Below are 21,379 nucleotides of genomic sequence, written 5' to 3'. Positions count from 1 at the left end.
CAAATGCTCCTAGTTATTTTTCAATAAGCCGAATCCAAGATAAACCTTGGCTCTCCGATACGGACCAAACGCATAAATTCAACGGATCCCCCGAATTACCTAAGATGAGCATAAGATATGAGTCCAGTTGGCCATCTAGTGATTTCAAGTATAATTCCCCGGTTCTTTTGTCCTTATTTGATGGCTGTGGCATTCGCTCCGGATGCGTATGCCACAGCCCCACTGCATGCCTGTTTTGGTCAAACTGTAGCATTCGCATTTCAGTAGCGGCTGTAGGATCGGGGATAAAAGAACATGGACCGCGTTTGTCTCGCATATCTGGCCCAGCTATAAAGTCGACAACTAATCCTGTTTCATGCGGAGTTCGAGAAAACACTTCCCCGCCAGCCTCTAAACTTCCCTTATAATTTTGAGTGTGCAAATACATGCTCTCTAGAGCATTTGGTGTGAACATAACGTATCGGCTCCAGTCGGGATAAAAAAAGATACGATGTTTCAAGGGAAAGACCTCTCGATTATCATACCGTTGTGGGAATCGGCTATCTTTGCCCAATGCTTCAGTTCAAGACCTTCCTTATGCTGCCTTAAGTATTTTTTGCCACGAACCCAACTTGTTACTCTTGCTTGATCAGGTTTGTCTTCAAGTACTTGTAAGGCTTGTTCAGTCACTAATGCCACGGCATATGCTGCTGCAGAAGCCGTATAGCTTTGAAACTTGCTATTGCAACCAGGTTCGCTTTGAATAACGTCCTCAGGCCATTCTACGGCCTGCAATTGCTCCAAAGCATCACTTCCTTCTAACATCCATGTTGTCTCTGATGTTAGATAACAAACATGTGCAGCAGCTACGTATGGCTCCATCCACCCAACCAATAGAGGGCATTTATTTTTTGAACGTATTCTGTCTAAAAACAAACGAACATTAAATTCTCCTGTAAGGTCAAGCAACAAAGATACGTCGTCTATGCCGTTTTCAGTCAGCCATCGTTCCGCTGACATAACAGCTGGCTTTACTTGTGACGCATGGAAACCATTGTTACATCTCTTTGCTACAGCTAAGGCTTTTGGCATTCGAATTGATTCTGTTCCAAGTAAATGTCTCCCCAAATTCGCAGGCTCTATGATTTCAGGGTCCACTAATGTTATTGAACCAATGCCTGCTCGAGCCAAATGTTCTACTACTGGACTACCTAAAGCTCCAGCCCCAAAAACCACGACTTTTTGTTCTTGTCGCACGTCGATAGAGGGGCTCTGGTCTCTTGCTATAGTCCACGATGCATCCAGCCTGCTCACAGAAATAGGTTGTGGGCTTTTCCTTGATGGATACGCGCGTCTTTCTGTACCTTTTCCCACTGGTATTGGAGGCCCTCCTGGCAAGAAGTATGCAAATCCATAGTAATCGTTTCTCAAAAGAACAATTCTATGGACGCCCTTAGCACGCTTTCGCAAGTTGGTTTGAAACAAGTATTGTTTATTCTGCTCGAAGCGTGCCGCAACCAGTAGTTCTAGTTCCCTTAAATTACTTGGCCAAGTTGAGGGGGTTAATGGATACTCAATAGGAATATCAGCGATGGATACTCGAATACGTTGAGACGCTTGTTTGCCAAGGGAATGAGCTAACCTATGAGACGTTTGGAGCCTCATGTTGTCCACAATCACAATACCTGCAGGTAATAAAAGTGTTCCCTCTCTTATACTAGCCCTTTTTGGAGCCTTATCTACGGTCCAAATTTCACGAATGGGATCATGTCGTCCACGAAATCTAGAAACGTAAATATCCCAATAATGAAGAGGCTCTTTTGCAAAATCGTCGTCTAGATCTCCGCTTATCCAAGATGATAAGAACTCATTGTAAAAATCATGAAGTAAGTAATGGATGCGTTCTTCTGGACTGAATCCTCTTCCGGGGCCAATCTCTTCAATACAAAGAGCTCCGTTATACTCAACATGAGGTATCCTCAATATAGTATCGGGAGAGAGTATTATGCGAGCTTGGTCATGTGGAAAGTCTCTTGGGATTATAAGTTCTGCCCACTGAAACTCACGCTCATCGCTAATATTCGGAAGGCCAAGGCGATAAGCCTTAGCCTCTTCGGAACAGATGCGGTACGATGTCTCAAGTGGGGGAACCAATGATTTTAATCGATTAATATCGATCGTCATCTTCAACTATCCTCAAGCCAAACCGTTAGTTTTTGGTGCTGGTTTGGGTCTTAAAATAGGGGATATATCATATCCTGGGTTCTTAGACCCATCAGTATCGAACTTATTACCTTGGCATCCAAAGATTTTTCGTACTCGTTCTTTGATTTCACGATCATCTGTTGCTTGTAGTATATGTTGTAGATCTGCAGCTAGAAGAGCACACCAGCGAGTAATGGTGCTAAAACGCTCTCCGTCATCTTCATTCCATCGTTCAGCAAAATTTTCTTCAGGCACAGTCGGATTCTCTACCCAGAACTCGCCGTTTCTTACTTCAATCATTTTAGGCATTAGCTCAACTAGGTCGGCTAATAGTTCAATGGGGTGGTTGTATGATTGCCGTAGATTGTACAGTCCAGCATAGCACCCGGTCAGGAGAGTAACTATGATCACAGAAATAGGCTTGCTTTCTTTTTCAATCTGTCCCCTTCTAATACACATATCTCTGTGTCGTTTGAATAAACGTATAGCGATACGTAGCGTATCTTCCAACTCAACATGTTGCTCTGGAACAGGATCTATACCATCTCGACTTTCCATTGAAATTGATTCATTTGCTTGATGGGCTAATAGCTTTAACTTCGCAGTGTCTTTTACCCAAGCTGAGAACCCTTCAGGGTTAGATGTTTTCCACGATTCAGTGGGTGTATCCACCACTGCCAGTGCAGTATTGAGGTATTTGTGTTCAACCGGTAGGAAACGAGGAGACATGGATTGTCTAACCTCTTCAGTCACCGTCACGAGGGGGATTGAAGGTGTAAACTCCAGATAAAATGGCTCTTTGGAAAATTGGATCTTCCAGCAACGTTTTTTCCTAATAGCTTCTATTTCGGTTAAAACACCCCCAACCTTTTCGAAGAAAGCCATCGGATCTTGTGTATCTATCTGTGACACATCCACTTGGCAAACAGCGTCAATATCAAACTTTGATCTGTCTGGAGCCTTAATAAGCGTTTGGGTACTTGCTGAACCTTGGGGTAAAACCCTGATAGAGTTCTCATCCCACTCAAGCTCCTTTATAAGCTTATCCGCAACCTTTTCGTATTCTTTCGCTGCATTGTCAATTATTTCTTGAGAAACTGTAATATGATCGTTGACATAAGCAAGCTCACTAGCCCACGGGCCGTAAATATTATAAGCAGAATCAAATGACTCCATCGATATACCTTCGCTTATGGAATCTAGCCCCTTGCGAAGTGAATTGTCTCTGCGCTGCAGAGCATCCTTGACTAAAGTTGAGTATTTACTATGTGGCATAACTGGCTCCTCGGATGTTTATAGATTTGGTCTCAGAGCCGGCTACAGCTGTCACCTGATGCCAACTAACGGACAAAGCCGAGCCCTAACGAACCCCCTCATTAATATCAATCAAAACAATTAGATATGAACGTATCACTCCCTTTTTACCTAATGAACTTAACCAAAAATACTCTCGATATAGACAGATTCAATAGCGATGCTAACGATGCGTGATGACCAAATCCTACTACAAACACTGTCAAAACAGTGCCCCAAGCTTCACAAAAAACGGCTTATTTCTCTTAACCAAACTTGGGTGCGCGCTTAAGACTCAAACCTCTGTCAAACATATCATCGACTGTTAGGCAATGCGCTGCCGTATCGAGAGAAAAACCTCATTTATCGCTGGCATGCGCACCTGATGACGTGCGCCGATCTTTATCCTATTATCTTGGTCGATTGGTCTGATGTATATGAAATGATTAGTTGCGCCCAAGTTAGGTTGGCATTACTACTTTCAAACTAACACTATCAAGCGCCTTTTCTTACTCTCGATATTTCGCTTGGCCTCGAGGTTAGAAAGTATCAGCGATATCTTATTAATCTGACCCAATACCGGTAGGCCATCACGGCATGTCAACGGCTAACGTATACGATGGGGCTCGTTCAAATATGAGAGGATACGTCAAACCCGACTGAAAGCTTTTCTATTAGTAAGGATATATTCTGTATATATAAGTGATGGCCAGGTTATTTAAGTTTAAATAAAAAATGCAGTAATGGCTGGAATTTCGATTGATGGTAACGACATGAAGCTAGCAAGTTCTCATAACTCCCTGAATAAGACTGCTGCATACATCTCTCTTCATTGATCTCTGGTTATTAAATACTGGATGGATTTATTATTTGGGCTAAGACAAAAACACCAAGGGTACGTATTATTTTCAAAGTGATACACCTTAATTACTTTCGGGAAATGATTCTGATTAAAGTCAGCCCCAAGCCTCATCACAAATGAAGCTTGACCAGTAATAGTGATGTGAAGCTCCCGCAAGTTAGGAAACCGTTTAAAAAGGTTATTATTTAATAAGCTTCTTATTTCTGTAATGATATTAACTTGTTCTTTTTCCGAGAATAAATTCCCGACGTATTGGTGCTTTACCTTAATTTGAGTGCAAGCATCTAATTTCAATTGAGTCATAAAGATCGTTGGATTTGAAGGGATTGATATTTCGAGTGAAAGACCAAGTTTTTTGACATTAGTATCATCATCGATATGTTGAGCAATCAAAGTCTTCGTAAAACCAATTATTGTCTTTCCTCTAGTCCTTTTATCTCTGGTGTCAATCCACCGGCTTTTCTCATCTTTGTTTTTATCCCTACTCCAACAATAAAAGTTAACCAACCTTCTATTGGCAACCATAAAGCCTATTGTAAAACAATGAGGTATGTGAGCTTGTGCACCGAGAGCTAATGGGTGTTCTGATTCATGGCTATTAATTCGTTCAAGACTTTCACTAGAGAAAACCTCTAAAGCTCGCTTAGACCTTTCTAACCAAGAGTCCAAATTTTCACCTTCTAGACGACAGAGAAATAAGTCATAATGAAGACCTGACTCTTCAATTTGCAAAGGAAATGCCCTAGATAGTTTAGGAGCACTTGCTTGTCCAAGACTTCGCAAATCAATACTTTTTGCTCGATTACTCACAGCGGCTTCACCTACTAAGCGCTCATACAGCTCAATGAGAGATCCTACTAAAAAACTTAACACACCAAGAACAAAAAAAACATTAATAAAGATAGATGATAGCGGTGAGCTATTGTTGTCTAAAGTAATGGTTAGTGAGTCATTTGAGATACTTCCCATAATAGACCCAATCCCCAAACAAGCCCCAGCTATGGATATTCCAGACATCATCAAGTATCGCCCGGAAGATAACCTCCGTTGTACAATTACATACAGAAAATCTAATATTATGTGTACCATCGCTTGAAAACTACCTCGTTAAATAAACCCATATCGCGCATCAGATGTTTAAAAAAGAATAGTTGTATAGAAAGTATTCATTCAACATTTTGTAAGGTATCAGTTTCCCTTCTCCAAATCTTTATAAAAATTACTAACGAATGACTGAACTCTCTTTTTTGAAGTTCTGTCACACTTAGGTACGTTATTAAATATCGAAGGTAACCATTTCCACTCAATTATTTTGTGGCGTTGAGCTCGCTAAGCACCATTTTTCTCTTCACGCGTTAAACTACGGACTAGACCAGCAGGAATGTCCACAATGTGTATTGCGATTCACGGCGCATCGTACTGAGCTGACAACTTATCTGCTACCTCTAAGCTGTGATCGTTCTGAAAAAAGAGCTAAACGCAGCGCCTATCTATGCTTATTCAACCTATTTACTTAATAATGCAATGGCTTTTTCAACACTCAAATAAGAATAAGTGGCTGCGCGAAACTTATTCCTATTTTTGACATTTCACGAAGCGGTTGCTATGAACAAAACACCAGTACCCGCAATAATTGCGGCGACAATTCCTAAAATCCAGTTTCGTTGCGCCTTTCTTCTCTCGTATTCAAAAAACAACCAGTTGTAAGGTGATGTATTGTCATAGCCAGCAAATTGCGGCTCTCTGATTGCGTTGATGAGTCGTCTGGTTTAAATATTTTTATAGCCTTACGGTTTCGAGCTTTTAGATTGATATACACATCCTGCTCATCGTCACTCAAACTCTCCCAACTTTCCATAAGACACTTTTTTGTATTTCCGACGAACTTATCTCGTAACTTCCCAAGCGGGCGCTAATATACGCGCAGCGAGAAATAGTCCCACGGACTTATTTCGTTATATTTATTGTTCTTTTATTTCAGAAAATGTGTAATCAACACCACCATTCCAACATTCAAGTTGATGACCACACTGACAGTTAAAAACACCCTTTTCTCTCACCGGTTGCTCATGCTTAGTCACATTATATTTTTTACCGCATTTTTCACATTCTTGTATGTAATGTGTAATATCCCAAGTGGCCATGAATTTACTCCTTTTGAACTTGCAGTTATCGGAACTAAACTGAGATATAACGGTTGAGATTTATTTTCTTTTTATATGAGTAAATTTAAAAGGCTTAGTTTGTATTGTCGACACAGAAAATACTCACCAACTTTTAGCATAATTGCTGAATCAATGTACCTGCACATCAAATAACGCTTAAAACGATGGTCATCAATTGAATATAGACGACCAGCGTCGGTAGATAACTTAACTTTAATAGACAACCCTAGGATATTAGCAATCATGTCCAACGGTTTGCCACTACTATGTGGAAAAATTTTTGCTTCTGGATTTATTGATATTTCAATTTTATCAGATGTTTGTAGCATTACAGGTTGAAAATCCACATTATCAAGCGCCCAACTAAAACCGTCATCATAAGCCCATTCAACAGTATCAACTCTAACGTTTCTTTCATCACGGTTTGATACAATCATTACGCAAGTGGGCGTATATGATGAATCTTGGTAAGGGAATTTAGCTATAAAATCAACATATAGATGGGGGTGTAGGTAACGAAATTTGTCTTCCCGGTCAATCCGTTTCAAAGCTAGGTTCTGTTTCTTTAGCTCATTGCCTTGGATACGTGTTTTTATAGCATTCCATAAGGTAAAGACAGCAAGTCCGACAGTTATTAGTGGAAGATAGGGACTTAAAGGCTCAAAGATTTCAAACATCAATTAACTCTCGAATGAAGCTACTTCACTGGACTGGATAATTCATATAAAAATTATATTAGTGCGCATGCGCGACTTCCCAAAACGATTACACGCGCTCTTATCAAGCTAACCAGCTGAAATAGATAGTATTTATCGTTTGTCATGCATATCTTGTTACCGCGAAAGTGTGCATCTGTCACGGATAAACGCGCACACTATTGGATATCTCTGCCCGATAAGCTGGTTAACCGTCCAGTGTTTAGCCATGCTACCGCCGATTAGTTGTCGGCACCTAACACGCCATTGAGTTGGCAGATTTGGGATTAGTCTATCAAGGGCTGTTTGGGTTTTCGTGCGCTATTGTCCAAAGTGTTAGGTAAGCCATGTTTTGTGAGATGGGTACAAGAAGTTGGTTAGAATACAAGGCGAATCGGTTTGGTTGGGGCGGTGCGCGATTAGAACGAGGGCTCTGTTTCGCGCACTGCTGAGGTTGGGATGCCGCTGTGTCCGTCGGTGCCGATCAGTGCGATTGCGCCGAATGGGTGGTGGATGGGCGCGTTGCTTTTGTTGTTTGCTGCGTCGGCTGCGGGCGTTGTTGGTTGCGGTGGATTTGATATTGCTGCCACGCAAAGGTCACCACAAAGCAGCCGGTGAGGAGCAATACAATGGTCGGGCCGGGTGCGCTGTCAAGGTAAAACGACAGGGTGACGCCGCCCACGGCGGTGACTAAGGCAATCGCACAGGCAATCCATAGCATGCGGCTAAATTGTTTGCTGAGCATAAAGGCGGTGACGCCTGGTGCAATCAACATCGCCACCACTAAGATAATCCCCACTGCATGTAACCCCGCAACAATGGTAGCAATCATCACTGAGAGTAAGAGCCAGTGAAGTTTTTGTACTGGGAGCCCGAGCACGCTGGCTTGCGCGGGGTCGAACGAAAGCAGCATTAAATCTCGCCCTTTAAGGAGTACCAGCGCAAGCACGACTAAGCCGGTAATGGCGGCGGTGAGGAGCTGTTGGTGGTTAATCCCCAACAGGTTGCCAAATAGAATATGATCAAGGTGCAAATCAGACGGGAACTGGCCTTGCAAAATCAGCCCCAGTGCGAAAAAGCCAGAAAACACAATCCCCAGCAAGGTGTCTTCTTTCACACGGCTATTTTGTTTGAGCCAATGCACACTGGTGGCGCATGCGGATCCCGCAGCAAACGCGCCGACAATCAGCGGCAGACCAAATAAGTTTGCCAGCACCAACCCCGGTAGCACCGCGTGAGCTACCGCATCGCCAATTAACGACCAGCCTTTTAATACTAAATAGCAAGAAAGCAGCGCACAAGGCAGTGCCACTAAGACGGCCATCAGCAGTGCATCTTGCATAAAGGTCAGTTGATACGGATTCATTGCAGTGCCTCCTGACGTTTGGCGCGCCGCGCGAGCAAACCGTGTTTGGGGCCAAACACAAAGGCGGCTAAGAAGAGTCCCACTTGGGCCAGCACAATCAGTGCGCCGGCGTTAAGGTTGGCGAAATAGCTGATATACACCCCAAATAATGAGGTGAGTGTGCCGATGACACCGCTTAGCACCAACACGGGCCCGAAGCGATCACTCAATAAATAGGCGGTGGCACCGGGGGCGATCACCAAGCAAATCACCAAAAAGGCACCGACACTTTTAAGTGCCGCCATGGTGCAAGCGCTGAGCAGCGCGAAAAACAGCACTTTAAGCCCCACCACGGGTAAGCCAATGCAGCGAGCGTGGCTTTCATCGAAAAAGGTCAGCATAAAATCACGCCATTTCACCGCCAGTACGGTGAGGCTCACCAAGGCAATGATTAGCATTTGCACCGCATCGAGTGGGGCAATGGCGAGTAAATTACCCAACATAATTTGTTGAATATCGACTGCGACGGGCGAAATGGAGACTAAAAACAGGCCGAAGGCGAAAAAGCTCGAAAAAATCAAACCGATGATCGCATCTTGTTTGATGTGACTGCGTTGATGCAAAAACAGCATCACGCTCGCGGCCATGCCGCCGGCAACAAAGGCACCGAGCGAAAAGGGCAGGCCTAGCATATAAGCGCCGGCAACGCCCGGTACAATCGCATGGGAGAGAGCATCGCCCATCAGCGACCAGCCTTTGAGCATCAAAAAGGCCGAGAGCAAGCCGCACACGCCGCCAATCAAGGTGGTGACCAGCAATGCTTTTTGCATGTATTGATAGGCGAGGGGGTCGAGTAAGCTCATTTGTGCCGCTCCTGTGCGCTTTGTTCGCGCTTGCCATACACCACCAAGGGCCGCTCGTCGTCGGAAATCACCGATAGCTCGCGCGGATCGGCGTCTTGGTGGAGCTGATCGCTGGGCATTACATATTGGCGCAGTTTGCCGCCAAAAATGGCACTGAGGTTCTCGGTGGTAAACACATGTTCGGTGCGCCCGCCTGCCACCACCGCGCGATTGACCAACACGGTGCGATCGCAAAAGTCGGGTACGGTACCGAGGTTATGGGTGGCAATCAAAATGGTTTTGCCTTCGTCTTTGAGCTCGAGCAGCAAACGCATAATCGACTCTTCACTGGTAACATCTACACCAGTAAAGGGCTCATCCAGTAAAATCAGCGGGCTGTGCTGAGCCAAGGCGCGGGCGAGAAAAACACGTTTTTTCTGTCCGCCGGACAGTTCGCCAATTTGGCGCTGGCGAAATGCACTCATATCAACGCGGGCCAAGGCCTCATCCACCGCTTGATGATCCGCCGCTTTGGGACGGCGCATAAATGACATCTTGCCGTAGCGGCCCATCATTACTACATCTTCCACTAACACCGGGAACGACCAGTCGATCTCTTCGGATTGAGGCACATAAGCGACCAAGCCTGCTTTTTGCGCTTGCTTAATGGGAGTACCGTTGACCGCAATGCTGCCACTGCCTGGATTCACAAACCCCATGATGGCTTTAAACAAGGTGGATTTGCCGCTGCCATTGGCACCCACCAAGGCGGTAATGGTTTGCGCTGGCAGCGAGAAGCTGGCGTGCTCAAGGGCACACAAGCCGTTTCGATAGACAACACGTACCTCGTTGACATCTAACACACTGGGCGTGCCGTCGGTTAAATCATAGTGCGTCATGGCGCAACCCCGCTAAGACGGTTTCTGTGGTGACTGTCAGTAAGGATAGATAGTCAGGCACGGGTCCGTCAGCTTGACTGAGCGAATCGACATATAAAATGCCGCCATAGTGCGCGTCGGTTTCCGCGGCGACCTGTTTGGCGGGTGCATCAGACACGGTACTTTCGGAGAAGACAGCACGCACTTGGTGTTCTCGTACGGTATCAATCAGCGAACGCACTTGTTGCGGTGTGCCCTGACGCTCAGCGTTTATCGGCCATAAATAGGCTTCGTTGAGGTTTAAATCACGCGCCAGATAAGAGAAAGCGCCTTCGCTGCTTACTAGCCAACGCTGGGATTCGGGGACAGCGGATAAGGCATCTTGCGCACGCGCGAACACGGCTTGAATTTGTGCCTTGTAGGCTTTGGCATTGGCTTGGTAGTGCGTTTGATTGGCAGGATCGTACTTAATCAGGGCTTGCTCGATATTATCAACGTATCGCATTGCATCCGATGGGGACATCCACGCGTGCGGATTGGGTTTGCCGCGATACGGGCCCGAGGCAATCACAATCGGCTCCACTCCGTCCGATAAGATCACATTCGGCACCTCATCAATGTGCTGGAAAAAACGTTCGAACCAACGCTCTAAGCCTAATCCGTTCCACATCACCACATCCGCACCTTGCGCGCGCAGAATATCCCCCGGGGTGGGTTGGTAGTTGTGGATCTCAGCACCGGGTTTAGTCAGTGACACCACCTCGGCATGCTCACCCGCTACGTTAGCGGCCATATCAGCGAGAATGGTAAAGCTGGTCACCACTTTTAACTTGTCCGCGTGTTTTGATTGGTCGGCGTGCGCCAGTGGAGAGAGCAAGAGCGCGACGATAATGATGATGTTCTTCTTCATAAGCCTTTATCTCTTTAACGATGCGTGTGACTACGGCGCGGTGCCGCCAGCCGATCATAAGTTAAAGATAACGGTTATGATAATCATTCTCAAGTGGGTATTAATAAAAAGGGCGCGGATAGCGCCCATTCATTGCCACAACCTATGTGGATTGCATACAGAGAGAACTCACATTCAATCACGAATGGTGTCGTGCCTAGCCCATTCCATTATAGTCCAATCTTTCTTCTGCGCGTGCAAACTTAGGTGCGGGTCGGGGTTTACCGCAAACGCATTATCAACTTGCTCGAGCAGTGGCACATCCCAGTGCGAATCACTGTAGCCGTAGGTGTGACCAATGGTGTCATGTCGGTCTGATAGCCATGCTTGCATATAGTCGTGCTTGCCACGAAAATCACGCGCACAATGGGAAATATTGCCGGTATAGACGCCATTGAGTGTTTCAAGCTCAATCGCAATCACGGTATCTAGCTTAAGTAGTTTGCTAATTGGTCGCGCCAGATGCGCGCCTGTGTTAGAAACCAGCACACAGTGGTCGCCGCGCATTCGGTGCCATTCAATGCGTTCTAACGCTTGCGGTACCACCACAGGAGCGACGAGCCTATCGATAAAGTCAGTCGCCCAATCGTCGACCGTTTGGGTTGACTGGCCTTTGAGTGGCGTGAGCTGTACTTGCATGTATGGCTCAAGGTTGATGCGGCCTTTTTTAAAATCCAGATACGCTCGTTTTTCTTGATCGACCACATTTTGCGGCGCGAGATCGCGCTGACAAAGGTATTCAAGCCATGCTTGCTTGGTGTCAGTGGCGATCAGGGTTTCGTCGAGGTCAAAAAACGCGATGTTGATGGGAACAGTCATAGCCAAATGCTTGTTGTTATTCATACTATGAATTCTAGACAACAACTATGACGATTGGGTTTCAGTCTACCGACAAAAAAGCCTCGGACGAACCGAGGCTTGATCACGACATAGAGTTATGGCTGATTACTGACGAATGCCTTCGACGTGCAGCTCCATATCAACGTAAGTCGCTGGACCCATAGTGGGAATGCCAAAGTCTTCGAGCTCAATACGGGTGTTGCCCATAAAGCCCGCACGGTAGTTGCCCCATGGATCTTCACCGTGGCCGACCAGTTCCGCGTCGATTTCAATCGGTTTGGTTTGGCCATGTAGTGTCAGATCGCCTGCAATGGTCATCGAGCCGTCACCATTGTCAGTCACTTGGGTACTTTCAAACGTCGCTTCACTGTATTTGCTTGCATTTAGGAAGTCACCGCTACGAATGTGCTTATCACGTTCAGCGTGGTTTGAGTCAACACTGGTGGTATCGATGGTGACAGAGACACTGGACGCCTCAATATTATCTGGGTCAAATTCAAATTGGCCATCAAATTGGTTTAGGCGGCCTTTGATAAAGCTATAGCCCAGATGTGGCACTTTAAAGTTGACCGAGGCGTGTGCGTCCTTGGTGTCAATCATATAAGTGTCTGCAAGTGCAGGCCCAGATAGGAGTGTTGCGGCGCTCATTCCCATGGCTAACATGAGTTTTTTCATTTCGAGTTTCCTCCGGTCATCTTCCGTAACGTGTTGTCTTTATCTATAAAGTGATGTTTCAGTGCCATCAATGCGTGGCCAGCCGACAGCACAATCAGGGTGATAGCAACGTAATAGTGAACATTTCCCGCAATGTCGGATTGGTTAGGGAACAGCTCACCGGCGCTCGGCACGGTAAACCAAGTGAATACACCAATCCCGCGTCCGTCAGGCGTTGAGATCAAGTATCCAGAGACAAACAGGGTCGCAAGAAGCAGGTAGATGGTATGGTGCCCAGCTGTTGCGGCTTTGCGCTCCCATGCTTTGCCTTCAACACGAGGCATTGTATGCGTTGCTTTCCATAAAAGCCGAGTCACCGTGGTGATCGCCAGTAATATACCTATTGACTTGTGCCAATGTGGTGCGGTTTGGTACCAATTACTGTAGTAGCTGAGATCAACCATCCAAAGCCCAACAGCGAAAAGGCCAATGATCACTATCGTTGATAGCCAGTGTAGCGTACGCATTACCAGATCGTAGCCTGTTTTCGTTGTCATTGTTGTTGTCCCCATTCACTATGCCAACACAGTATATAAGGTAAATGGTAATTCATAACCGTTTCACCTTGAACAAGATGTTCGAATAATTCTAACGAACTCTTGGCTGTGTTACGACTCGTTGGCGGTCCAGCTAAGGCTTAATGAGACGGAGTCGGCAAATCTTAGCGCATGCGGCTTATCAATGGTGACCTGTGCATAACGCACCCAGTGGTGATCTCGCGCAATGTCTAGTACGCCTGCCACCAGTTTTTCCAGCAGCAAAAAACGGCCATTTTCAACATAATCGATGATTGCTTTGGTGATCACCTTATAATTAAGCGCATCATCTACGTTGTCTTCTTCACAGGCTTTGTGGCCGGGGTAGTGGATCTCGACATTGATCACCACATCTTGCTTTTTTTCCTGCTCGTCGGGATTAAAGCCGATATAAGTGCGCAGGCGCAGGTTGGTTACTTTAATGACAGCGTCGTTCATAATCTTTCCCTGGTCACGAAAACTAAATGAGATGGCGTCCGCCATCCAGCTTGATGGATTGGCCCGTCATATGTTGACTGGCGAGAATAAATTCACAGGCATTCACTATTTCTTGCTCACCAGGCACAGTGCCTAAAATCGATTTACGGCGAGCTTTTTCGCGATAGGCGTCGTCATCGCCCTCGTTGAACATGATCAGCGCAGGTGAAATGCTGTTTACCTTAATATGTGGTGCCAACTTTTGCGCGAAGGAGAGTGTCAGGTTTTCTAACGCGGCTTTGCTGGTCGCGTAGGCAGTATGCTTCGCACTGCCCTTTTGCGCGACATAGTCGGTAAGGTGAATAATGTCTCCTTTCTGCATCCATCGCTGTGCCGCCATATTGATAAGATAAGGCGTTTTGGCATGAATTTGCATCATGTTATCGAACAGCAATGCGATGTCCTGGTTGTGTTTCTCACTGTCCCATGACGAAGCATTATGTATCAGGGTATCGAATGTGGGATTCTGTTCGTCAAGCGCCTGAATGAATGCATAAACGCCCTCATCAGCAGAAAAGTCAGCTTGAATGCAGTGCGCGCCGCGTGACCTTAAATCAGCCACTTGAGGCCGCTCGGTACGATACGATAAGGTCACGTCGTGGTCTTGACTAAGAAAGTGGCAGGCCAGTGCGTAGCCAATACGCTGCCCGGCACCAGTGATCAATATATGCTTTTTTGTCACGCGTGTTCCTTTGTAGTTATGGGTGGCATCAATAACAAGGAGTAACGGTTATATTACGTTTCATGTACTTATCACGATCAAAGATAGCGTTATATCGCATGTAACGATAGCTTTTACACCGTTAAGTTGCTGATTTCTTGTTATAAGCAACAAAAATGATGACCCAGTAAGGGTATGAGGAGAGGAGGTGAGAAATGAATATATGCCGATGGGCACAGCAAAGCGAGGCTGAGCGTACGTACCATGATAGCGAGTGGGGTGTACCGACATTTGATGATCCGCTTATTTTTGAGTTTATTTGTTTAGAGGGCGCGCAGGCAGGGTTAAGTTGGCGGCTAATACTGGAAAAACGGCAGGCTTATCGTGATGCTTTCTCTCACTTCGATTTTAATCATCTTGCCGCCGTGGAAGCGCCAAACATCGCCGCCATTATGGCCAACCATGAGATTGTCCGTAATCGATTAAAAGTGGCATCGGTATTCACTAATGCCAAAGCCGCCGTGGCGCTGGTGGAAGAGTACGGCTCGCTCGCCAAGGCATTATGGCAGTTTACCGACGGTGTGCCGATTGTGAATCATCATCAATCGGATGATGACGTAGCCACCGCGACGGACGAGTCCCGAGCGATGAGCCGTTTTTTGAAAAAGCGTGGGTTTAAGTTTGTGGGCGAGACGATTTGCTATTCGCTGATGCAAGCATTAGGCATGGTTAACGATCATGTGGTCACGTGCCCACGATATCAGCCTTGTTGCGAACTTGCCGACGCGGTGAAAGCGCAAACTCAGAAATAACGGCGGAATTGCCAGAAGCGCGCTTGCCAATAGGGATTATCTAGTCGTGACACTGTCACTCCTTTCGATGCCGAGGCGTGCATGAACCGTTGCCCGCCGAGGTAGATGCCAACGTGACGCAGGCCAGGGCGTATATGAAAAAATACGAGGTCGCCTTGCCTCGCGATCTCATAATCAATGGCATACCCTGTCTTGGCTTGGCCATGCGTCGTCCGAGGTAAGGATGTTGAGAGTGCATCTTGGTAAACGCGTTGGGTATAGGCAGAGCAATCGATACCATTTCGAGTCGTCCCTCCCCAGCGATAAGGCGTGCCTCGCCACTGATAAAATACTTGATTAAGCGCGTGATCCAATGCTGTCGCACTGATTTCATTTGTCGATGATGGTAATGGTGAGGTGGCGGATGTATCCGATTGCGTGGTGCAGCCGATTAAAAACAACCCCATTAGACTCATCAATACAATATGTTTCATGTGCTGCCCTTAATACAATTACGCCCTGCCTCTTTGGCCTTGTACAAGGCACTGTCTGCTAACTGTAAGACTTCGTCTGGGGTATCGGCTTGTGATGAATCGGCAAATCCAATACTGACCGTGATATTCACGGGCTCTTTGTCAATGGCACGTCCGCGTTTCTGTCGACCTTGTTTATCATTATAGGGACGAGATTGATCGCGCAATACCAATGGGTAATTGGCAATGTCTTCACGCAGTGCCTCCAAGTAGGGCAAGCAATGCTCGGTCATTTTCCCTTTAAATAATAACGTAAATTCTTCGCCGCCATAACGAAAAGCACTGGCTCCACCGTCGCATAGCGCCATTTGTTTAGCCACCAATTTAAGCACGTCGTCACCGGTTTCATGGCCATAACGATCATTGAATTGTTTGAAGTGATCAACATCAAGCATCGCGAGGGTGTATTGACGACCAAGATGTTTAAGTTCGTCTTCGAGTGCTCGGCGACCCGCAATTTCGGTAAGCCCATCGACAAATGCGAGTTGGTGACTAAATGAAACTTGATTGGCAACCAATAAGAGACCGGCAAGTGAAAAAATCAGCGACGAAATAAACGGCACATTGAAAAATACCAGAGTAGCTGCGCCGCAGAGCACGCTGATAAAGGCAGCATGATCTTCAATACTGTTCTTATGGAGTAAGCGAATGGTGCTCATGCAAACTAATATACATAGCAAAACAATCAGTAGGAGCGGCATTGGGCTAATGGAAGCGGCTCTCACCAAGATGGGATGCTGATGCAGATAATTCGACAACTCACCAAATTGCTGCACCATCAGTGCACACCAGCCCATTTCCATGCCAATGGCGAAAAAAAAGAATAAGCCGAATCGTGATGTGAGCTTTTGGTCGCGAACAATGATCATGTAAAGCAGGTTTATGGGCAGTGCCACTGCCAGAAGTAAATATTCTAGATAGGTGGTGCCTTGGTCGAGTGGGGATTGAAGCCGAGTAAGGATAACCGTATACCCCACTAATAAGATCACTACCATCATGCCGACGCGGGCGCTTTTAAACAAATGGCTTAACAGTAGCGCGGTGAGTAGGAGAAAATAAGGGGCGGCATATATGAGATTGTAATAGGGCGCTAGCGAGGCGATCAGAGGATGATAACCTGCCGTGAGTAGTAATAATAAAAAAATGGGGGTCCCCACTCGGACCGCAGATGAACGTAAAAGCCCCATGAAACCTCTTAAGGCGGTTGAGGTATACCATTAACATATCACTGATGGCTTTTTAGCATGTTGCTAGGGTTTCAGCGTGTGATAATTGTAATGGTTCAATGATTAAAATTAATTTAGTGATTAGACTATCATTTTGCGGGTAAAAAGAAAGCCAAGCGATGGCTTGGCTTTTATAACGAGATCATTGGTCATCATGCGTGATGACAGCAAAAAACTAGTTTTGTGGCGTCTCTGGCAGGGTAAATACCTGCGTCGGTTTTGCGACGATTGAGCGCGTTGTCTCTTTAATGTCGGCAATCACCACTTCTAAGTTCTCACCCAGTTTAAATTCGACGTTTCCATCGATAGTGACTGTCCCTTGTTCTTTGTCACACGCGATACGGCTTTTGTTATCCATGATTAATGACGCAGGAATAAACGCCGGTGCGCCATTTTCGAGTAGGCGAACACGCATACCTGCGCGGTTAATATCAAAGATTTCCGCTGTGTAGCGGGTTTGTGCTTCCACTTCCGGTTTTAGTAAGCGCGTGTAAAGCCAATCGGCAACATCGCGCTCCGCCATGCGGTGATGCTTGCGGTGCCCCGCGAGTTCTTCACCGACAGTATCGGCAGGGGCATTGGCTTCGTTTTCGCCACGAATAATCGCTTTAAGCAAGCGATGATTAATCATATCGCCGTACTTACGGATAGGTGATGTCCAAGTGGCATACACATCTAGGCCCATCGCATAGTGAGGGGCGGGTTCATGGCCAATCTCACTGTAAGCTTGAAAACGGCGTAGGCGGTTGTCCAAATAGGTGGTATCTAAGCTGTTCAGCCAGCGACGCAGTGCACTAAAGCCTTCTACGCTGGCTAAGGTTTCGCTGTTAGCATCGTGCTCATGGGCGCGCACGAGCTCGACGACGTCATCCAGTTTATCTTGCTTAAACCCTGCATGTGTGTTGAAAACCCCGAAGCCGAAGGCGTCACGGAGTTTGCGGCCTGCACAAATGTTGGCGCTGATCATCGACTCTTCCACAATGCGGTTAGCGATTCGACGCTGATCCGTGTGGATGGCAATCACATCGTTATCTTCGCTAAGTTCAAAGCGATAATCTGGGCGATCGGGGAAGGTGACCGCATGGGTTTCACGCCATTGGATGCGCGCGAGTGCAAACTGGTGAAGTTGATGGATTTGGTTAGCAATATCAGCGCTCTCTGGTTGCCATAGCGCCTCTTCACCCTGTTCGATAAAGTCAGATACTTTATCGTATGCAAGCTGGCCATGTGATTGTATCCAGGCGGAGAAGAACTCTGTATTGTCAGCAATGGTACCGTCTGCGCTGATGCTGAATGTACAGCACAGTGCAGGGCGTTGTTCATTCTCTCGTAACGAACACAAGTCGTCGCTGAGATCGCGAGGCAGCATTGGGATATTGCGCCCAGGCAGATAAATGGTGAAACCGCGCTCGCGTGCGACCTGATCGAGTTCCTCATCGGCATCAATATAGGCGGTGGGATCGGCGATCGCGACTGTCATGGTAAAGCCACCTTGTTCATTGGCTTTTACATACAGGGCGTCATCCATATCTTTGGTGGATTCACCATCAATGGTCACAAAGGGGAGATCGGTGAGGTCACGACGCTCTAGCCCTTGTTCCAACATTGGCCATGCCTCTTTCGGCGCAGGCTCCTTATTGGGCAGGTTGTGTTTAGCCAGCGTGACCCACCAAGGGGCAATTTTGTCGTCGGCATCAGTGATCTTCTCGCTGATACGACACATGAAGTTATCATCACCTTTCAGTGGATGGCGAGTCAGCGACGCGACTACCCAATCGCCTTCTTTAAGATCATCTTGTGACAGACCTCGTTGCGTATTGGCGCGTAAGGCATCTTTCATTTGTGGGTGATCAGGCACCACGTTCAGGCGGTTTCGGATCCACTGTACACGACCGATAAAGCGCTCCAGGCTGGGCTCAATCAAGGTATCAGGCTCTGCCACCTCGCGGTCTTTTTCTGTGCGAACAAAGGCTTCAACACGGTCGCCGTGAAGCACTTTCTTCATATAAGGTGGCGGAATGAAAAGGCTGGTCTTGTCATCGACTTCGAGAAAGCCGAAACCTTTTTCTGTGGCTTTTACCTGGCCCTCTTTCTTAGGCAGGGTTTCCTGAATCTGTTGCTTTAGCTGTGCTAGCAGGGGATTGTCTTGAAACATAACTCGGGTCTCGATAAACGGATCGCCACACTATACGTATTCACTGTTTCAAAACCAACCCGTGGCACTAAAATCCTGTGAGCCTAGTCCGCACAGGCTCTTGTTGTGTTTTTTTTGCCCGTACTCCGCTGTCTTCGTACACAAGATGCGAGATATGTGTCCATGAGCCGTAAAATTTGTGAAGTTGTTCAACTTTTTCTGGCTTTTTTCGTGTAAATGGCGCAGAATACACACCCTTAATGACCGAGGCCCGTGGCGCTGGTGACTAACACTGTATGAAAGACAGTGTTGCATGGTTGAGCAGAACGCTGAAGGGGCCCCGTTTCGCTACACTCATAGATTGGGATCCCAATGCAAGAATCTGTAACCAAATTTCGCCAGTTAGATCTGGCCGACACCCTTTTGTCTGCGCTTGACTCAATGGGCTTTGAAACACCAACACCTATCCAAGCTGCTTCCATCCCTGTACTCCTCGAAGGTCGTGACGCACTCGGTAAAGCCCAAACGGGTACGGGTAAAACAGCTGCGTTCTCATTGCCGTTGCTGAATAAAGTCGATCTGAACCAACATAAGCCGCAAGCCATCATTATGGCACCGACGCGCGAGTTGGCGATTCAGGTAGCGGCGGAAATTAAAACCCTCGCACAAAACATCAAAGGCCTAAAAGTCCTTGAGATCTACGGTGGTGCGTCGATTGTTGATCAAATGAAAGCGCTGAAAAGCGGTGCGCATATCGTGGTGGGTACACCAGGACGTGTAAAAGACTTGATCAACCGCGATCGTTTGAAGCTAGACGAGGTACATACCTTTATTCTCGACGAAGCTGACGAAATGCTCAAAATGGGCTTCGTCGATGACGTGACCTGGATTATGGAGCAGGCACCAGAAAGTGCACAGCGCATTCTGTTCTCAGCTACCATGCCGCCGATTGTTAAACAAATTGTTGATCGCTTCCTGCGTGAACCTGCCCGTGTTGATGTGGCTGGTAGTAACCGCACTGTAGAGAAAGTGGAGCAACAGTTCTGGGTCGTTAAAGGCGTCGAAAAAGACGAAGCGATGAGCCGTTTACTTGAGACCCAGGATACTGACGCCTCGATCGTTTTTGTGCGTACTCGCCAAGATACTGAGCGTTTGGCTGATTGGTTATCAGCACGTGGCTTTAAAGCCGCTGCCTTGCATGGTGATATTCCGCAGTCACTGCGTGAGCGCACTGTTGATCATTTAAAACGTGGTGTGATTGATATCTTGGTCGCCACTGACGTAGTTGCTCGTGGTCTTGATGTGCCGCGTATTACACACGTGTTCAACTATGATATTCCGTTTGATGCGGAATCTTACATCCACCGTATCGGCCGTACCGGTCGTGCTGGTCGTGCTGGTAAGGCTATTTTGCTGGTACGTACTAATCAAATGCGTATGCTACGTACGGTTGAGCGCGTTACACAAACAAAAATGGAAGAAATCCAGCTGCCAAACCGCGACAAAGTGGCGGAAGCGCGTGTGGCACAACTGGCGGGCGAATTGGCTGAAAAGAAAGATGGCGATGCCATTGGACCATTCGTTGAACTGATTGAGCAACTGCAAAACGATATCGAGGTTGATGCAACAACACTGGCTGCAATGTTACTTCAGCGCCAGCAAGGGAAGCGTCCTTTATTCTATAAAGGTCCAGACCCAATGATCGCCGCGATGGATCGTGAAAAGCAGCGCCGTGATCGCCGTCGCGATGATCGCCAAAATGGTACGGATCGTCGTGATACGAATCCGGCAGACTGGGATACTTACCAGTTAGACGTAGGCCGAGAGCAAGGTGTTCAAGTGAAAGATATCGTAGGTGCGATTGCCAACGAGTTGGGCTTGAATAAGCAAAATATTGGTGCCATTAAACTAGCGCCTGCGCACACGTTCGTACAATTGCCAAAAACTATGCCGAAAGAAGTCTTTGCTCAATTGCAAAAACTGCGAATTCGTCAAAAAGAGACCAATGCACAGCGTGTTGAAGGTCAAATTATGCGCGAACGTCGCTCTGGCGACCGTAATGGTGGTGGCCGTAACGATCGTGATGGTCGTGGACGTGGTGAACGTCGTTTTAATCGCGACCGTGGTAATGAGCGTCGTGGTAGTAGTGCACGCGGTGAGCGCCGTCACGCACAATAAGAACAATCGGCCGGGCATTAGCCCGGCTTTTTTATCTGTGTCTGCGATGTAATGCCTTGTTTGCAGGGTATTAACG

20 protein-coding genes are annotated in these 21,379 nt (G+C 46.9%); 2 read left to right on the top strand and 18 right to left on the bottom strand.

Going from position 1 to position 21,379, the window contains the following annotated elements; genetic code table 11:
• Positions 1–13: 13 nt before the first annotated feature.
• The 15 genes from BUQ98_RS17275 to folM all read right to left on the bottom strand — a co-directional run bounded on the left by BUQ98_RS17275 (position 14) and on the right by folM (position 14,462).
• Complete coding sequence (locus BUQ98_RS17275) at positions 14–427, bottom strand: Mov34/MPN/PAD-1 family protein (protein WP_371515125.1); 414 nt, start codon at positions 425–427, stop codon at positions 14–16.
• A 68-nt stretch (positions 428–495) separates the two neighbouring features.
• Positions 496–2,163, bottom strand: coding sequence for a ThiF family adenylyltransferase (locus tag BUQ98_RS13640; RefSeq protein WP_217693646.1), 1,668 nt, complete (start codon positions 2,161–2,163; stop codon positions 496–498).
• Positions 2,164–2,175: 12 nt separating this feature from the next.
• Entirely contained in the window at positions 2,176–3,459 is a 1,284-nt protein-coding gene (locus BUQ98_RS13635) for a nucleotidyltransferase domain-containing protein (RefSeq protein ID WP_074214353.1), read from the bottom strand.
• A gap of 847 nt (positions 3,460–4,306) precedes the next feature.
• On the bottom strand, positions 4,307–5,359 hold the full coding sequence (locus tag BUQ98_RS13630; protein ID WP_074214352.1) for an SAVED domain-containing protein: 1,053 nt from the start codon (positions 5,357–5,359) through the stop codon (positions 4,307–4,309).
• Between the two features lie 941 nt (positions 5,360–6,300).
• Positions 6,301–6,483 (bottom strand): hypothetical protein, encoded by a 183-nt coding sequence (locus tag BUQ98_RS13620; RefSeq protein ID WP_074214350.1) that lies wholly within the window; start codon positions 6,481–6,483, stop codon positions 6,301–6,303.
• A gap of 71 nt (positions 6,484–6,554) precedes the next feature.
• Positions 6,555–7,181: a hypothetical protein gene (locus tag BUQ98_RS13615; RefSeq protein WP_074214349.1), complete on the bottom strand. Its 627-nt coding sequence runs from the start codon at positions 7,179–7,181 to the stop codon at positions 6,555–6,557.
• A 502-nt stretch (positions 7,182–7,683) separates the two neighbouring features.
• A complete protein-coding gene (locus tag BUQ98_RS13610) occupies positions 7,684–8,565 on the bottom strand; it encodes a metal ABC transporter permease (RefSeq protein ID WP_074214348.1) in 882 nt (293 codons plus the stop codon).
• A complete protein-coding gene (locus tag BUQ98_RS13605; RefSeq protein ID WP_074214347.1) occupies positions 8,562–9,407 on the bottom strand; it encodes a metal ABC transporter permease in 846 nt (281 codons plus the stop codon). Before BUQ98_RS13605 ends, BUQ98_RS13610 begins: the two co-directional genes overlap by 4 nt.
• Positions 9,404–10,285 (bottom strand): ATP-binding cassette domain-containing protein, encoded by an 882-nt coding sequence (locus BUQ98_RS13600; RefSeq protein WP_074214346.1) that lies wholly within the window; start codon positions 10,283–10,285, stop codon positions 9,404–9,406. Before BUQ98_RS13600 ends, BUQ98_RS13605 begins: the two co-directional genes overlap by 4 nt.
• The gene (locus BUQ98_RS13595) at positions 10,272–11,174 is read right to left on the bottom strand and encodes a metal ABC transporter substrate-binding protein (RefSeq protein WP_074214345.1); all 903 of its coding nucleotides are present in this window, start codon (positions 11,172–11,174) and stop codon (positions 10,272–10,274) included. The genes BUQ98_RS13600 and BUQ98_RS13595 overlap by 14 nt, the downstream gene beginning before the upstream one ends.
• Positions 11,175–11,348: 174 nt before the next feature.
• Positions 11,349–12,032 carry an HAD family hydrolase gene (locus tag BUQ98_RS13590; RefSeq protein WP_175566327.1) on the bottom strand — a complete coding sequence of 228 codons (684 nt, stop codon included), beginning with the start codon at positions 12,030–12,032 and terminating at the stop codon, positions 11,349–11,351.
• Between the two features lie 126 nt (positions 12,033–12,158).
• Positions 12,159–12,728 carry a YceI family protein gene (locus tag BUQ98_RS13585; protein ID WP_074214343.1) on the bottom strand — a complete coding sequence of 190 codons (570 nt, stop codon included), beginning with the start codon at positions 12,726–12,728 and terminating at the stop codon, positions 12,159–12,161.
• Positions 12,725–13,264, bottom strand: coding sequence for a cytochrome b (locus BUQ98_RS13580; RefSeq protein ID WP_074214342.1), 540 nt, complete (start codon positions 13,262–13,264; stop codon positions 12,725–12,727). Before BUQ98_RS13580 ends, BUQ98_RS13585 begins: the two co-directional genes overlap by 4 nt.
• 111 nt (positions 13,265–13,375) lie before the next feature.
• Positions 13,376–13,741 (bottom strand): dihydroneopterin triphosphate 2'-epimerase, encoded by a 366-nt coding sequence (gene folX, locus BUQ98_RS13575; protein WP_074214341.1) that lies wholly within the window; start codon positions 13,739–13,741, stop codon positions 13,376–13,378.
• A gap of 22 nt (positions 13,742–13,763) precedes the next feature.
• Entirely contained in the window at positions 13,764–14,462 is a 699-nt protein-coding gene (gene folM / locus BUQ98_RS13570) for a dihydromonapterin reductase (RefSeq protein ID WP_074214340.1), read from the bottom strand.
• Positions 14,463–14,656: 194 nt separating this feature from the next.
• On the opposite strand from folM, the gene BUQ98_RS13565 reads away from it, so the two are divergent.
• Entirely contained in the window at positions 14,657–15,253 is a 597-nt protein-coding gene (locus BUQ98_RS13565) for a DNA-3-methyladenine glycosylase I (protein ID WP_074214339.1), read from the top strand.
• Here BUQ98_RS13565 and BUQ98_RS13560 read toward each other — a convergent pair.
• The 3 genes from BUQ98_RS13560 to BUQ98_RS13550 form a co-directional block, all read right to left on the bottom strand.
• Complete coding sequence (locus tag BUQ98_RS13560) at positions 15,244–15,726, bottom strand: C40 family peptidase (protein ID WP_074214338.1); 483 nt, start codon at positions 15,724–15,726, stop codon at positions 15,244–15,246. The genes BUQ98_RS13565 and BUQ98_RS13560 overlap by 10 nt on opposite strands.
• Positions 15,723–16,952, bottom strand: a complete 1,230-nt coding sequence (locus BUQ98_RS13555; protein ID WP_074214337.1) for a GGDEF domain-containing protein — start codon at positions 16,950–16,952, stop codon at positions 15,723–15,725. Before BUQ98_RS13555 ends, BUQ98_RS13560 begins: the two co-directional genes overlap by 4 nt.
• A gap of 214 nt (positions 16,953–17,166) precedes the next feature.
• The gene (locus BUQ98_RS13550; RefSeq protein ID WP_074214336.1) at positions 17,167–19,146 is read right to left on the bottom strand and encodes an exoribonuclease II; all 1,980 of its coding nucleotides are present in this window, start codon (positions 19,144–19,146) and stop codon (positions 17,167–17,169) included.
• Between the two features lie 351 nt (positions 19,147–19,497).
• Between BUQ98_RS13550 and BUQ98_RS13545 the strand changes: the two genes are divergently transcribed.
• A complete protein-coding gene (locus BUQ98_RS13545) occupies positions 19,498–21,303 on the top strand; it encodes a DEAD/DEAH box helicase (RefSeq protein WP_074214335.1) in 1,806 nt (601 codons plus the stop codon).
• Positions 21,304–21,379 lie beyond the last annotated feature (76 nt).

Source organism: Salinivibrio sp. ES.052 (genome assembly GCF_900141775.1).
Lineage (GTDB): Bacteria > Pseudomonadota > Gammaproteobacteria > Enterobacterales > Vibrionaceae > Salinivibrio.
This window is presented reverse-complemented; position numbering and strand designations above follow the sequence as displayed.

Bases quoted from the DNA above. Each gene is read 5' to 3' on its own strand.
- BUQ98_RS13600 (WP_074214346.1), bottom strand. From the start codon at position 10,285: ATGACGCACTATGATTTAACCGACGGCACGCCCAGTGTGTTAGATGTC.
- BUQ98_RS13580 (WP_074214342.1), bottom strand. From the start codon at position 13,264: ATGACAACGAAAACAGGCTACGATCTGGTAATGCGTACGCTACACTGG.
- BUQ98_RS13585 (WP_074214343.1), bottom strand. From the start codon at position 12,728: ATGAAAAAACTCATGTTAGCCATGGGAATGAGCGCCGCAACACTCCTA.
- BUQ98_RS13555 (WP_074214337.1), bottom strand. From the start codon at position 16,952: ATGGGGCTTTTACGTTCATCTGCGGTCCGAGTGGGGACCCCCATTTTT.
- BUQ98_RS13640 (WP_217693646.1), bottom strand. From the start codon at position 2,163: ATGACGATCGATATTAATCGATTAAAATCATTGGTTCCCCCACTTGAG.
- BUQ98_RS13595 (WP_074214345.1), bottom strand. From the start codon at position 11,174: ATGAAGAAGAACATCATCATTATCGTCGCGCTCTTGCTCTCTCCACTG.
- BUQ98_RS17275 (WP_371515125.1), bottom strand. From the start codon at position 427: ATGTATTTGCACACTCAAAATTATAAGGGAAGTTTAGAGGCTGGCGGG.
- BUQ98_RS13620 (WP_074214350.1), bottom strand. From the start codon at position 6,483: ATGGCCACTTGGGATATTACACATTACATACAAGAATGTGAAAAATGC.
- BUQ98_RS13635 (WP_074214353.1), bottom strand. From the start codon at position 3,459: ATGCCACATAGTAAATACTCAACTTTAGTCAAGGATGCTCTGCAGCGC.
- BUQ98_RS13610 (WP_074214348.1), bottom strand. From the start codon at position 8,565: ATGAATCCGTATCAACTGACCTTTATGCAAGATGCACTGCTGATGGCC.
- BUQ98_RS13615 (WP_074214349.1), bottom strand. From the start codon at position 7,181: ATGTTTGAAATCTTTGAGCCTTTAAGTCCCTATCTTCCACTAATAACT.
- BUQ98_RS13560 (WP_074214338.1), bottom strand. From the start codon at position 15,726: ATGAAACATATTGTATTGATGAGTCTAATGGGGTTGTTTTTAATCGGC.
- BUQ98_RS13590 (WP_175566327.1), bottom strand. From the start codon at position 12,032: ATGACTGTTCCCATCAACATCGCGTTTTTTGACCTCGACGAAACCCTG.
- BUQ98_RS13630 (WP_074214352.1), bottom strand. From the start codon at position 5,359: ATGATGTCTGGAATATCCATAGCTGGGGCTTGTTTGGGGATTGGGTCT.
- BUQ98_RS13605 (WP_074214347.1), bottom strand. From the start codon at position 9,407: ATGAGCTTACTCGACCCCCTCGCCTATCAATACATGCAAAAAGCATTG.
- BUQ98_RS13565 (WP_074214339.1), top strand. From the start codon at position 14,657: ATGAATATATGCCGATGGGCACAGCAAAGCGAGGCTGAGCGTACGTAC.
- folX (WP_074214341.1), bottom strand. From the start codon at position 13,741: ATGAACGACGCTGTCATTAAAGTAACCAACCTGCGCCTGCGCACTTAT.
- BUQ98_RS13550 (WP_074214336.1), bottom strand. From the start codon at position 19,146: ATGTTTCAAGACAATCCCCTGCTAGCACAGCTAAAGCAACAGATTCAG.
- BUQ98_RS13545 (WP_074214335.1), top strand. From the start codon at position 19,498: ATGCAAGAATCTGTAACCAAATTTCGCCAGTTAGATCTGGCCGACACC.